Raw genomic sequence first — 13260 nt, 5'->3', positions numbered from 1 at the left:
AGAATCACCTTGAACCTTGAAAGCACGATAAAGTTTTTCGCACCTAAATCACCTATGTTCAGCGATTCTCCACGGGCAACGGCCAGTGACAGCCTGGATATTTCGGATGTGATGGCATCCTTCGGGCTGACTGGCGCGCAGGCTCGTTTCGGCTTTGAATTATTCCTGTCCAAGCATGGCATTACGTCCAGTGATCGCGCTGTAGAAATGTTAACTGAATTCGGTATGAGTAAGGCGGGGCTTTTCCGGGCAGTCGCCGAACTCGATGAGAATATTAAACGCGAATTTGTGCAATTGCTCGCAACGTTTGCCTACATGGACTATTCGCGCAGCGCCGCAAGCCAGCGCCCCTGTACCTGCTGTGGTGGTACCGGGTTTATCGACGCGGAGGTATTCACCACTAAATCACACATGCCTTTTCCGGCGCGGGAGTTGGTGAAAGCCTCTGTCCGTATGGGGGTCGAAGGCTTCGTACCGTCCAGTTATGAGAAAGTCAGAGAGGTAAGAGAGATTCAGCGTGTCCGTTGCGGCACCTGTGAAGGGAAGGGCGTGATCAGCAATGCGTGTCGCTGTCATGGTAAAGGCAAAGTTCTGGACCTTGAGCAGAGTGAGATTCAGGGAGTCCCCGTGATGAAAACCTGCACCAAATGCACCGGCCGCGGTTATGCGCGTCTGCCTGCTGAAACTGTGCGGCGTGCTGTTGGTTATGCCGCTATGGCAGTAAGCCAGCCAACCTGGTCACGCAATTTTAAACCGTTCTATGAAGCGCTGATAACCCAGTGCCACAAGGAAGAGTCCATAGCGGGCGATATGCTACAGCGTGTGACCGGAAACAGCGAAATCAGGAATATGAAGCAATAAGATTTATCTCATGTATTGACGGCGTGAATAAAATGGACCATTATCACGCCAATGATGGGATTTCTCCGCGCTGTTCATCAGCGGGAAAAACCGAACAGTTGCAAGTTGTGGATTAACTGAAAGCGCCCGCGGCCTTACCAGCCAGCGGGCGTTTTTGCTTTAAAGGCTTGTGAGGTGGCATGAAACAGATTGCTGTTTGTGCCTCCGGGCCATCGCTCACCAAAGAAGACTGCGCACTAATCAGTGACGCAGGAATTCCCCTGATTACAGTGAACTCCAGCTGGAGTGCCGCGCCTCAGTGCCGGTACATCTACGCCGGGGATCTGGACTGGTGGGATAAATATCACGCACAGATTTCATCTGCCGCAGAGCGCTGGACCTGTAACGAGAGGGCTGCTTCGCGTTATGGTTTGCGGCTTTTCGATACAGACACGTCCGGTACATTCAATTCCGGCCAGCGCGCCATTTTGTTCGCCATGCACCTCGGCGCTGAAAAAATCATTTTGCTCGGCTATGACTGCTCGGTGACAAACGGGCTGCACTGGCACGGGGCGCACGACGGTATAAGCAATCCGACACCAGATAATGTCCGGCGCTGGCATGGCGAGTTTGCGCGCATTGCTGATTCACAGCCCGGCGCGCGGATAGTGAACTGCAGCAGACAAACCAGCCTCACCTGTTTCACCAGGGCGTCGCTTGAGGACGTAATCAGGGAAATTCATGAAACCGATATTCATTGATGGCATGCAGGGGCTGGGAGATTCGATTTATCAGCGTGCTTTTGTGAAGCAGTTGCCGCCCGGATCGTTCATCAAAACCGCGTGGCCGGAAATTTATCAGGATTTATCAGTATTCACTGTGCGCAGTGAGACAACACTTCGCACACAGCGTAAGAACGAAGACAGTTCACGGGCTGACTGGCAGACGTTGCCCGACAGATACGACACGCACCGCATATTCTACGGGCCCGCTGAGCTTGAGCGCGGTTCTATCATCGATGCCATGCGCGAGCGTTTTCATACTGAGCCAGGTCACTTCGATTTGCCATCGTTCCACGCTGGTCAGCATTACAGCGATAAGCCGGTTGCAGTCATCCGGCCCGCTACAGTGCGCAGTGAATGGCGTAGCGATTCCCGTAATCCGGATCCTGATTACCTTGTCCAGGCTTCTCGCATCCTGCGTCGTCACTTTTTCGTTATCAGTGTTGCGGATCTGGAAGAGGGAAAAGAGTGGCTGGTGGGTGAGAAACCCGAAGCAGATTTGTATCTGCACAGCGGCGAACTGAATCTGTGCAGCCTGCTTTCACTGGTGGAAAGCGCCGCGGTCGTCGTCACGCCAGTTGGCTGGGCGCTGCCCGCTGCTATCTGTTATCAGACGCCTGTTTTTGTTGTGGCCGGTGGGCGGGGAGCGCATAACGCGCCTGACGTCGTGACCGACCACACAATGAATCTTCAAAACGTTGGCTGGGCGATCCCTGACAATTACTGCCGCTGCCATCAGTGGGACCATCAATGCGATAAGCGCATTACCGGATTCAGCAACAAATTTGAGGCCTGGCTGAATGAGAGAGTTTTATCAGAGAGTTGATAGCGAACTGGTGTTCTTTCCCGAGCTTGGGATTGGTCGCTATCCGGTACCGCGCGAACGTCCTTATAACGTGGATTACTTCGAGCGCTATAAGAGAATGGCAGACACCGAAACCGGGCGCCTGCTCACACTGTCACGCATCGAGCTGATTGCGCGCCATTACCATGGACCTGTCCTTGATGTAGGGATTGGCGCTGGCCAGTTTGTTGCCTCGCGTGCATTGACGTTCGGCTATGACGTCAACCCCGCTGGCGTAGAGTGGCTGAAAGAGAAAGGTCTCTACCGGGATTTATATAAAACGTCCTGTGCCGCGATCAGTATGTGGGATGTGCTCGAACACATTGACGATCCGGAAGCAGCAGTAGCCAGAGCCGGTGAATTCGTATTTGTGTCTATCCCGATTTTCCGTGACAGCGCGGACATCCTCCGCTCACATCACTTCCGTAAAGATGAACATATCTGGTACTTCACTGACGAAGGTCTACGCAACTGGTTCAGTAAGCAGGGCTTTGAATGCGTGGAACACAATCAGATGGAATGTGACCTGGGCCGCAAGGGCATTGGGACTTACGCATTTAAGCGCATCAACTAAATCCGCATTGCGGATCCTCACCATTGGCTACCCAACGGCGGCAGGAAGCTTTTTCACTCGACATGTAAAAAGCTAACCGGGCTTGTCCAGTTCAGAAAGTAGACAATTCCTAATTGGATAAGTCCCCGTCTGGGGGTGGATATGAAAATTATGCCTGACAAAATAGCATCAGGGGTTACCTACTGCGCGTCGGGTGGCCTGGTCTGTAACGGCCTATTCAACTGGTATGACTGGGTTTATCACCTGGACTGGAATTTCATCGGTCTGGTCAGTGGTGTGATGCTCGGTATAGCGACCTTCGTCGTGAACGCGTATTACAAACGCAAAGAGAGCAATCGGGAAGAACTGGCCAGAAAGTTTGAGGCAGAGCAGGAGAGTTTGCGCACTGCGGCGATCCAGAGTTATTTAAACCGCTCACCCTCGCATGACGAGGACAAAGCGCCCGAAGTAGTCGATACAGTCAACAAGGCTTTGAAGCTGGCGGAGAAAGCATAATGGCTATTTCACCTGCTTTACGTAAAAGCCTCATCACAGCAGCTGGTGGCGGTGCGTTGGCCATCGCGGCTGTTCTGGTTCCAAGCCTCGAAGGCAATTCTTACACGCCATACCGTGACGTCGGCGGCGTCTGGACTGTATGCAACGGGATAACTGGCCCGGACGTTATTCAGGGTAAAACCTATACCCAAAAAGAGTGCGACGCGCTTCTGCAAAAGCACCTGCAGCCCTATGCCCGGTCTGTGGAAAGGTCCGTAAAGGTACCGTCGAATGCATATCAGAAAGCCGCTCTTATCAGTTTTAGCTATAACGTCGGCATTAATGCATTCGAGCATTCATCGGTACTGCGCAACCTTAATGCCGGCCGCTATCAGCAAGCCTGCGATGGCCTTCGCAGTTGGGTATACGTTGACCGCGTGAGGATTCAGGGGCTTGCCAATCGTCGCGACGTAGAGCGGGAGATATGCAACTGGAGCCTGAACCCATGACCTGGTTAATTATTAACTGGCGCGTTGTGCTGGCGTTTCTGCTGGTGGTGATCATAGCCGGGTTATTACTGGCGGTAGGTCACTACCGCGACAACGCCGTCTATTTCCGCGATCAGCGTGATAAACAGAAGGCGGTTACCGACAGCCTCCAGGCAACCATCAATGACATGCAGAAACGCCAGCAGTCTGTTGCGGCAATCGATGCCAGATACACGAAGGATTTAGCCGATGCGCAAAAAACCATTAGCGATCTGCGTAGGGATGTCGATTCTGGGGCTAAGCGCCTGCGCGTCTCAGCCAAATGTGATCGGCCAGTGTCCGGTAAATCCTCCGCCACCCGCGTGGATGATGATGGCAGCCCCCGACTTACAGACGCCGCTCAGCGGGATTATTTCACCCTCAGAGAGCGAATCGAAATCGTTACAAAGCAACTGACCGGCCTACAGGATTATGTGCGTCAGGTCTGCTTAACTCCCGCCCCTTCAAAAGGTAAATAAGCCCATGTACACCACTACCGCACTAATTACGTGGGCGCTGATTGCGCTCGTCACTGGTTTTGCCGCTGGCTGGCTGGTGGGCCTTTTCCGCTGGAAAAACAGCCCTGTCAAAGCTGAGGCCGAATCAACAGCCATTCGTGACGGCTGGCAGGAAGTAGAGCAACGTTTTCAGGCTCAGATTGACGAACTGAAAAACAAACTTGATGAGCAGGCTATCGCTCAGCCGCAGGAGGCGCAGAGTGAAGCGCCAAAAAAGATTTAACCGATGCCCTGTTGCAGATGAACAGGGAACCACCCATGAGAGAGGAAGTAAAGATGCCCGATGAAGAGATTGAAAATAGCACGCTGACAACTGCTGTACCGGCTCCGGCCACTGTATCGACCGATAACACCGATGCAATTCTGGCAAAGGTGAAAGAGCTGCTTAAGGTGGCTGGACATGACGTCGAAGCGCTATTCGACGATGTGGTGGCACTGGCTAAAAAGCTGGCGTAATCATCACAAGGCGCATTTACGAGTGCGCCTGATGATAATCATTACAGCGGGAATGATAAATTTTTCTTCATTAAGAATTGTCTTAGGGATAATATCTAGCTCCATTTCAAAAGGAGTTTTTTATGCAAAGTTGGTTTTTCTCTTGGAAATATCAAGATGATACAGGCAGGAATGTATCTGGTTGGGATACAGTAGACATTCCTAGTGACACCAAATCTACAGAAATACCTGCCGCATATATTCGAAATCTTTCTCGTCAGACAGGTCTTATTGAAAAAAACATAATCCTTGTAGCTTTCAATAAAATTTAATGAAACCGCCTTCGGGCGGTTTTTTTTGGATTAGTTTTATGGGGGCTAAAATGAACGGCCGACCCTTCCCACCGGGTGATTTTGTGGAAGAATTTAAGCCTTATATATCTATCGCTCCGGCAAATGAAATTGGCTATTGGGTTCAGGATCAGATAATCAGCCCGGACGGACTGCTGCACAACCCAGACCACGCGCATCTTGCAGAAGCTGACATTGGGTTTCTGTGGGCGGCATCAGCTTTCACCAAAAAAGGCCGCACGGTGCTAGGACAGGCCGAAGAAGTGATGATGCGTGCGGGCGGCTGGCAAAAAGCCCGTATGGAACAGCAGTTGTATGAATGGTTTGGCCGAAAGCCTGATTTCATTATCACACTTGCTGCTGATTTCTGCATGAACTGTAGCGATCTGGAGTTCTGCGCGCTGGTAGAGCATGAGCTTTATCACATTGCGCAAAAAACAGACGAATTTGGCGCGCCTGAGTTTACGCGCGACGGCCAGCCCAAGCTTTGCATGCGCGGCCATGACGTCGAAGAGTTCACGGGCGTTGTTCGCCGCTACGGCGCCAGCGAAGAAGTTAAGCAGCTTATCGACGCTGCCAGCCAACCAGCAGAGGTGGCAAACATAGACATAGCCAGAGCGTGCGGCACGTGCATGCTGAGGCTCGCATAAACCAGGACAGAGCAGGACGGATGGTAAACTATGGCGGCGCTTAAACCGGAAATTAAAGCCTTTATAGTTCAATCCGTTGCTTGCTTTGATACGCCATCGCAGGTGGCCGAGTCCGTCCTGAAAGAATTTGGCGTGAAGATCAACCGCCAGCAGGTTGAGCAGCACGACCCCACGAAGGCCAGCGGCAAGAAGCTGGCAAAGAAATGGGTGGACATGTTCAACGACACGCGCAACAGGTTTCAGACGCAAATAGCTGATATCCCGATCGCCAATAAGGCATACCGACTACGGACGCTTGACCGCATGGCGACGCGCACCGAAACCATGAAAAACTTTGCACTTACTGCCCAGTTGATTGAGCAGGCGGCGAAAGAGGTGGGCGACGCGTACACCAACAAGTTGAAGGTGGAAAGCACCGGGGCAAACGGTGGGCCTATCAAAACTGAGAGCGTTTCGCTGACCTCTGACGAGGCTGCGGAGCTGTATAAGAAAATGATGGGATAACTACTGGAAATAGCGGTTTCGTCACCTTTTCGGGCTATGCATTTTCGAGCCTCTTTTATGCATCGTTTATGCAGTTCGTTTTCAGCTTTTCCCTAATGAATTCATCATGAAATACGCCTTTGGCAGCTAACTTCGCCTGAGTGCTGTTTCGCCAGTGCGGGTAACATCCCTTATGTTAAATAGCGTTCAAACTGGAACAATTTAATGCCTATCCCATTCCCGTTCGATTTTAAGAACCCTGACTATACGCAGGTGTTCGAATGGCGGATGGAGCGGCTACAGCGGATCCGCGCTAATCCTGAATTGCTACCAGCGCTGAAAGCGTTCTACCGCGATAATCCTGCCCAGTTCATTATAGACTGGGGTATCACGACAGACCCGCGAAATCTTGATTACGGCCTGCCCGTGTCCATCCCGTTCCTGCTGTTCCCCAAACAGGAAGAGTGGATTCAGTGGATAATGGACCGTCGCGGCAAGCACGAAAACGGCATCACCGAGAAAAGCCGCGAAATGGGGCTGAGCTGGACCTCAATCGGCCTGGCCTGCTCAATGTGCCTCTTCAATAAAGAAATGGTGATCGGCTTCGGTTCGCGCAAAGAGGAATACGTGGACAGTACCGGCGACCCGAAGGCGCTTTTCTGGAAGGCGCGTAAGTTCGTCGAAATGCTGCCCGTTGAGTTTCGCGGCGACTGGAGCGCGAAGAAGCACGCGCCCTACATGCGTGTTGAATTCCCGACTACCGGCGCAGTGCTCAAGGGCGAAGCGGGCGACAATATCGGCCGTGGTGACCGTACCACGCTTTATTTCGTGGATGAGGCCGCGTTCCTGATGCGTCCCATGTTGATTGAAGCCTCGCTGTCACAAACCACGCGTTGCCGTATCGACCTCTCATCGGTTAACGGCATGGCTAACCCGTTCGCGCAAAAGCGTCACGGCGGGCGCATTCCGGTATTCACATTTCACTGGCGCAGCGACCCGCGCAAGGATGACGAGTGGTACCGCAAGGAGTGCGAGAAGATTGATAACCCGGTTGTCGTTGCTCAGGAACTTGACCTCAACTATGCCGCATCGGCTGAGGGCGTACTAATCCCGAGCGATTGGGTACAGGCTGCTATCGATGCGCATATCAAACTGGGTATCCAGCCCACGGGTAAACGTCTGGGCGCCATGGACGTGGCCGACGAGGGCCGGGATAAAAACGCCTTCTCTTCGCGTCATGGCTTCCTGCTTGAGAACATTCGCGAGTGGTCAGGCGTAGGCAGCGACATTTACGGATCGGTCGAGAAAGTCTTTGGCTACTGCGAAGAGGACCGGATCGAAGAGTTTCGCTTCGACGAGGACGGCTTAGGCGCGGGCGTGCGCGGTGATGCGCGTGCCATCAACGAACTACGCAAAGTGGCTCGTCGGCCGATGATACTGGCCACGCCGTTTCGTGGCAGCGGTGGTGTGTTCGATCCGGATGATGAAGCGGTACGGGGCGACAACGGCCAACAGGCCCGACTGAATAAGGATTTCTTTGCCAACGCCAAAGCCCAGAGCTGGTGGTATCTGCGCAAACTCTTCCAGAACACCTATCGCGCTGTAGTCGAGGGGATGGCCTACAACCCCGATGAACTCATATCGATCAGCAGCGCCATGCCGAACAAAGACAAACTTGTAATCGAATTGTCTCAGCCGACCTACTCAATAAACGGCGTGGGAAAAATCGTCGTGGACAAACAGCCTGATGGCACCAAATCGCCCAATCTGGCTGACTCAGCGATGATCAACTATGCGCCAATGAACAGCGATCTGGACATCTGGATGCGGCTGTAACGAGGAAACGATGGCACGTAAACAAAACAACAGCGCCGCGCGTACTCCCCAGGCTACGGCGGACAGTTACGACAATTTCATGGCCCGCGTTGGCATGCAGCAGCAGAACCAGCATGCTGCATCGTCATACCGTGCAAACTTTACCAGCCGCAACCGGCTACAGATTGAATGGGCATACCGCTCATCGGCTATCATTGGCTCTGCCGTGGATGCCGTGGCTGACGATATGACCCGCAAGGGCATTCGCATCACCTCAGAGATTGACCCGAAAGAGCGCGGCGTAATCGAGTCACTGTTTGATGAGCTGGAACTGTGGGACCGCCTCAACGACACCATCAAATGGTCGCGCCTCTATGGCGGTGCGGTCGGTTTCATCATGATCGAGGGCCAGGCTCCGTTTACGCCTCTGCGTCTGGAGACTATCGGCGAGGGCAAGTTTAAAGGGATTTTGCCGCTCGATCGCTGGATGATTAACCCTAATCTACAGCGTCGTATCAGGGATATGGGCCCGAACCTCGGGAAGCCTGAGCGATACGACGTGGTGACGACTGCAACGGGCATACCCGCCTGGAGCATTCATCACAGCCGCCTGATCCGTTTCGATGGCGTAACGCTGCCTTACCAGCAGGCGCAGACCGAAAACGAGTGGGGTATGTCCATCATCGAACGCATCTGGGACCGCCTGACCGCGTTTGACAGTGCAACTATGGGCGCGGCACAGCTTGTATATAAAGCCCACTTAAGAACATACAAGGTTGATAAACTCAGAGAAATTATCGGGTTGGGTGGGAAGGCATACGAAAATCTGCTGAAAAATTTGGATCTCATACGCATGTACCAGAGCAATGAGGGCATGACCCTCATGGATGGTAAAGATGTCTTCGAGACCCACCAGTATTCCTTTGCTGGCCTCGACGACGTGATCAGCCAGTTCGCTGAGCAGATAAGCGGCGCGACGGGGATCCCGCTGGTGCGCCTCTTTGGTCAGTCGCCCAAAGGTTTCTCTACCGGCGATGCTGACCTGTCGAACTATTACGACACCATCGGTACCCAGCAGGAACGCCGGTTGCGTCAGCCGCTGCGTAAGCTGTTCGACGTCATGTATCGCTCTGAGCTTGGCAAGCCTTTACCTGATGACTTCACGTTTGAGTTTAACCCGCTCTGGCAGATGTCGGACGTTGACCGCTCAACGGTGGCGGTAAATACCGTGAATGCTATCAGTACGGCATTCAACGATGGCCTGATGACCAAAAAGGCGGCAATGACCGACCTGCGCGAAGCATCTGATGTCACGGGCATCGGTGCATCAATTACCGACGAGGATATTGCTGATGCCGAAGAAGAAGACCCGCCAGGCATCGGAGAGATTGACGACCCGAAACCGCTCAAAGGCGGCGGAGACCCGGTATCAAACGAGCCTACGCAAGATAGCGCGAGCCGTGGGCGACATAGTAAATGGCCGCTACGATGGTTCAAATGACAGCGTTCTGGAAATCATCGATGCGCTGGAAAAATACAGCGACATCATCGACGGCTGGGCGAACCGCGTAGCCAAAGACTTTGCGCTGGATCTGGAACGCCACAGCGAAAGGGAGTGGCGGCGTAACAGCCTGCTAATCGGGAATGAGCACAGCCAGTACATCAGCGCTGAGTTGCGCCATATCGTCCAGAACACGCCGATCGGACAGGTGATGCAAAGCATCGTCGCCGAGCAGGTGAAGTACATCAAATCTCTGCCACTCGAAGCAGCCGACCGCATCTATGACATCCAGAACAAGGCGATCGAGGCGGTTGTAGCTGGTGGGCGTGCTGAGCCCTTTGCGAAGGAAATAGCAGCATCAGGAGATGTTGCTGCATCACGCGCGCGTCTGATTGCGCGTACTGAGATTGGCCGGGCATCCACTGCGCTGACACAGGCCCGCTCTCTTTCCCTTGGCTCAACAGGCTACATCTGGCGCACCGCCGAAGATGGTGATGTGCGTCACTCGCATGCGGAGATGGAAGGCAAGTTTGTCAGCTGGGATAGACCGCCAACGCTTGACGGCTTAACTGGCCATGCCGGCGCGCTACCTAACTGTCGTTGTTACTGTGAGGTTGTTCTTCCTCATGCAAATGTCGTCAGCCTGCCAACGGGCGACAGGATCCGCCGCGTCATAACGGTTGATGGCAAACCAGTCAGGGTTGCCGCTATCAAAATCAAACGAGCTGCTTAGGCAGCTTTTTTTACGCCTGCAGGTAACCGATGAAATATCTCTTTAATACCCGCCTGGGTGAAACCCGTTACCGGCTGGCTGACGGTTCGTTGCTGTGTAAAGACGTCCCGATTGGCCGCACAGGTTCACAGCTTTACAGTGCGCTGGACCTTCCAAAGCTTGAGCCAGATTCAGACGGGGAAATTGTCGTCGAGCGCACCGCTGATGAGGTTTTCAGTCCGGAAACGCTCGCATCCTTCGAGGGTATGACTGTCACCATCCTTCACCCGGAGGATGAAGAAGGAAATATCAAATTTGTCGATCCGGAGAACTGGCGGGAATTAGCCGTTGGACATCTTCAAAACGTGCGCCGTGGTACCGGCTCACAGTCAGACCTGATGATTGCAGACCTCATCATCAAGGATGAAGAGGCAATCGACTACATCGAAAACGGGCTGCGCGAAGTTTCGTGCGGTTACGACGCCGAGTATCAGCAAACTGCCATCGGCAAGGCAAAGCAGTACCAAATCACCGGAAACCATGTGGCTCTCGTCCCAAATGGCAGGGCCGGATCACGTTGCGCAATTGGAGACAGAAACACGATGGCAACTAAACAAAACTGGTTCACTCGCTTAAAACGCGCTGTGAAAACAGGCGATGCAGACACCATGAATGAGCTTCTGGAGTCGCCGCCGTCGAACATGACGGGCGATGAAGGTGGCGATTTACCGCAGGGCGTCAATCTCAATATCTTCACCAGCCCTCAGAAACCGCTACCGGACAAAGATCCGGAAATGGGCGGCTTGCGTACTGGTGACAATGAAGAACAGGTGCCTGCGTGGGCAGCTGCGTTGATTGCGCGTCTCGATAAGCTGGAGGGTAAGACCACCGACAGCAGCGATGATGACGATGCGAAGAAAAAATTTGGCGACTCTGACGATGAAGATAAAGAGAAGCCAGGAACAGCAACAGGCGATTCTGCCTATCGGGCAGAACTCATCATGCCGGGCATCGACCTGACGCAATCAATGAAGCCTACAGAGTTTAAGCGTCATGTGCTGGCCTCAGCCGATCAGGGCTTGGTGCGCCAGATTGTGGGTGATGCCGCAATTAAACAGCTACCAAAAGCACAGGTTGAAATGGCATTCAATGCCGTTTCAGAGCTGGCGAAAAATCGTAACACCCAGTCCTCACGAACTGCGGACCACTCACGCCAGCAGGCGTCTACTTCTCCTGCTGATTTGAACAAAATCAACCAGGCATTCTGGTCTAATCGCTAAGGAAACCCAATGGATACGTCTTACCTGTACCGGATGCCCGTTGGCATTGCCGGTTCAATCTCACGTCCGCAGGACTTAACGGTCGAGCCTGTAATTTTGAATTCGGCCAATCCTTTCAGCGCTTATGGGCTGGTGGGCAAGTTTGTCAACGGCCTGTTTGTACCACTCAGTGACGGCGATACGGCCACTGTGTTTCAGGGCATTTATGTCCGTCCATACCCCACAACGTCTACGCCTGACATGGTTCGCCAGGTTGGCGCAGATAAAAACTTTCCCGGCGATGCGCTCAAGCGCGGCTATATGACCGTGAATGTCGGCGCAGATGCCACGTCCATCACCAAAGGTGGAACGGTTTACGTGGTAGTCAGCCTCGACTCATCAATCAACGTGCCGCTGGGTGGTTTCTCAGCCACATCTATCAACGGCAAGACGGTAGCACTGCCTAACGCGCAGTTTACTGGTGCGGGCGATGCCGATGGCAACGCTGAAATTTCCTACAAGATTTAAGGAACGAAAATGCAGACTTTTGACCAACGCACCATTGATGGTACGGGTGTCTTTCTGGTTGGTGAGCTTGAGCGTCTTGATCAGACTCTTAATCTCCCGCTGGTTGGTTACACCTGGACCCGTGACATTCAATTGCGTGAAGACGTGTCTATTGCTGATGATATCTCGAGCTGGACGAACACCAGTTTTGGGGCAGCTGGTACCGGCGCAAACCCTAACGGGAAAAACTGGGTAGGCAAAGATTCCACTGCGATCTCTGGCGTCAACGTTGATATCAACAAAGAAGGCAATCCGCTTTCTTTGTGGGGTATGGAACTTGGCTGGACCGTCATTGAGCTTCAGGCAGCTGAACAGGTTGGGCGTCCGATTGATACCCAGAAATACGAAGGCATGCAGCTGAAATGGAACATGGATGCTGATGAACAGGTCTACATCGGTGACCAGAGCCTGAATGTGAAAGGCCTGGCTAACCTGAATGGCGTGAGTGTCAGCAATGCTGTTGAACCCTGGAATGCGTCAACTTCTTCACCGGACAAAATCCGTGATTCAATCAACACGCTCTTGACCAACGCCTGGCGTAACTCGGGTTACTCGGTAGTACCGACCGACCTGCTTTTGCCACCAGAGCAATATGCCTACCTTTCAACAATCATCGTATCGTCTGCAGGTAATCAGTCATTACTCACCTACCTGACCACGAACACAATCGCCTATCACCAGAATGGCGTGCCGCTGAACATCCGCGCGGTGAAATGGCTGAAAGGTCGTGGCGTCGGTGGAACTGACCGCATGGTGGCTTACACCAACGACAAGAAATATGTTCGTTTCCCGATGGTGCCATTGCGCAGCATTCCAATTCAGTATCGTGGCCTTTACCAGATGACCACCTATTACGGAAAACTGGGCGCAGTCGAGCCGGTTTACCGCAAAACACTTGCCTATATGGACGGCATCTGATCCCCACTCAA

Annotated in this window: 18 protein-coding genes; all 18 read left to right on the top strand. The window is 53.1% G+C overall.

Annotated elements, in window-relative coordinates; genetic code table 11:
* The first annotated feature begins 9 nt into the window (after window positions 1–9).
* The 18 genes from EL29_RS12975 (at window position 10) to EL29_RS12890 (ending at window position 13249) form a co-directional block, all read left to right on the top strand.
* Entirely contained in the window at window positions 10–861 is an 852-nt protein-coding gene (locus EL29_RS12975) for an antitermination protein Q (RefSeq protein WP_028715515.1), read from the top strand.
* Window positions 862–1040: 179 nt separating this feature from the next.
* Complete coding sequence (locus tag EL29_RS12970; RefSeq protein WP_028715514.1) at window positions 1041–1601, top strand: motility associated factor glycosyltransferase family protein; 561 nt, start codon at window positions 1041–1043, stop codon at window positions 1599–1601.
* Window positions 1582–2448, top strand: coding sequence for a hypothetical protein (locus EL29_RS12965; RefSeq protein ID WP_152548271.1), 867 nt, complete (start codon window positions 1582–1584; stop codon window positions 2446–2448). The genes EL29_RS12970 and EL29_RS12965 overlap by 20 nt, the downstream gene beginning before the upstream one ends.
* The gene (locus tag EL29_RS12960; protein WP_028715512.1) at window positions 2423–3040 is read left to right on the top strand and encodes a methyltransferase domain-containing protein; all 618 of its coding nucleotides are present in this window, start codon (window positions 2423–2425) and stop codon (window positions 3038–3040) included. Before EL29_RS12965 ends, EL29_RS12960 begins: the two co-directional genes overlap by 26 nt.
* Before the next feature lie 141 nt (window positions 3041–3181).
* The gene (locus tag EL29_RS23445) at window positions 3182–3535 is read left to right on the top strand and encodes a class II holin family protein (protein ID WP_014605618.1); all 354 of its coding nucleotides are present in this window, start codon (window positions 3182–3184) and stop codon (window positions 3533–3535) included.
* Window positions 3535–4023, top strand: coding sequence for a lysozyme (locus EL29_RS12950; protein ID WP_028715511.1), 489 nt, complete (start codon window positions 3535–3537; stop codon window positions 4021–4023). The genes EL29_RS23445 and EL29_RS12950 overlap by 1 nt, the downstream gene beginning before the upstream one ends.
* Complete coding sequence (locus EL29_RS12945) at window positions 4020–4520, top strand: lysis protein (protein ID WP_028715510.1); 501 nt, start codon at window positions 4020–4022, stop codon at window positions 4518–4520. The genes EL29_RS12950 and EL29_RS12945 overlap by 4 nt, the downstream gene beginning before the upstream one ends.
* Before the next feature lie 4 nt (window positions 4521–4524).
* On the top strand, window positions 4525–4782 hold the full coding sequence (locus tag EL29_RS12940) for a hypothetical protein (RefSeq protein ID WP_028715509.1): 258 nt from the start codon (window positions 4525–4527) through the stop codon (window positions 4780–4782).
* A 35-nt stretch (window positions 4783–4817) separates the two neighbouring features.
* A complete protein-coding gene (locus tag EL29_RS12935) occupies window positions 4818–5015 on the top strand; it encodes a hypothetical protein (RefSeq protein WP_235193316.1) in 198 nt (65 codons plus the stop codon).
* Window positions 5016–5137: 122 nt separating this feature from the next.
* A complete protein-coding gene (locus tag EL29_RS12930; RefSeq protein WP_028715507.1) occupies window positions 5138–5326 on the top strand; it encodes a hypothetical protein in 189 nt (62 codons plus the stop codon).
* Between the two features lie 50 nt (window positions 5327–5376).
* The gene (locus EL29_RS12925; RefSeq protein ID WP_028715506.1) at window positions 5377–5994 is read left to right on the top strand and encodes a putative metallopeptidase; all 618 of its coding nucleotides are present in this window, start codon (window positions 5377–5379) and stop codon (window positions 5992–5994) included.
* Between the two features lie 30 nt (window positions 5995–6024).
* Window positions 6025–6498: a DUF2280 domain-containing protein gene (locus EL29_RS12920; protein WP_028715505.1), complete on the top strand. Its 474-nt coding sequence runs from the start codon at window positions 6025–6027 to the stop codon at window positions 6496–6498.
* A 204-nt stretch (window positions 6499–6702) separates the two neighbouring features.
* Window positions 6703–8313, top strand: coding sequence for a bacteriophage TerL protein (locus EL29_RS12915; RefSeq protein WP_028715504.1), 1611 nt, complete (start codon window positions 6703–6705; stop codon window positions 8311–8313).
* A 10-nt stretch (window positions 8314–8323) separates the two neighbouring features.
* A complete protein-coding gene (locus tag EL29_RS12910) occupies window positions 8324–9793 on the top strand; it encodes a phage portal protein (protein ID WP_028715503.1) in 1470 nt (489 codons plus the stop codon).
* A complete protein-coding gene (locus EL29_RS12905; protein ID WP_052656104.1) occupies window positions 9753–10526 on the top strand; it encodes a phage head morphogenesis protein in 774 nt (257 codons plus the stop codon). Before EL29_RS12910 ends, EL29_RS12905 begins: the two co-directional genes overlap by 41 nt.
* Before the next feature lie 29 nt (window positions 10527–10555).
* Complete coding sequence (locus EL29_RS12900; RefSeq protein WP_028715502.1) at window positions 10556–11785, top strand: DUF2213 domain-containing protein; 1230 nt, start codon at window positions 10556–10558, stop codon at window positions 11783–11785.
* Between the two features lie 9 nt (window positions 11786–11794).
* A complete protein-coding gene (locus EL29_RS12895; protein WP_028715501.1) occupies window positions 11795–12292 on the top strand; it encodes a structural cement protein Gp24 in 498 nt (165 codons plus the stop codon).
* 9 nt (window positions 12293–12301) lie between these two features.
* Window positions 12302–13249 carry a DUF2184 domain-containing protein gene (locus EL29_RS12890; protein ID WP_028715500.1) on the top strand — a complete coding sequence of 316 codons (948 nt, stop codon included), beginning with the start codon at window positions 12302–12304 and terminating at the stop codon, window positions 13247–13249.
* Window positions 13250–13260 lie beyond the last annotated feature (11 nt).

This window comes from Pantoea ananatis LMG 2665, assembly GCF_000710035.2.
GTDB lineage: Bacteria > Pseudomonadota > Gammaproteobacteria > Enterobacterales > Enterobacteriaceae > Pantoea > Pantoea ananatis.
The sequence above is the reverse complement of the archived record's forward strand: the minus strand, read 5'-3'. Positions and strand labels throughout refer to the sequence as shown.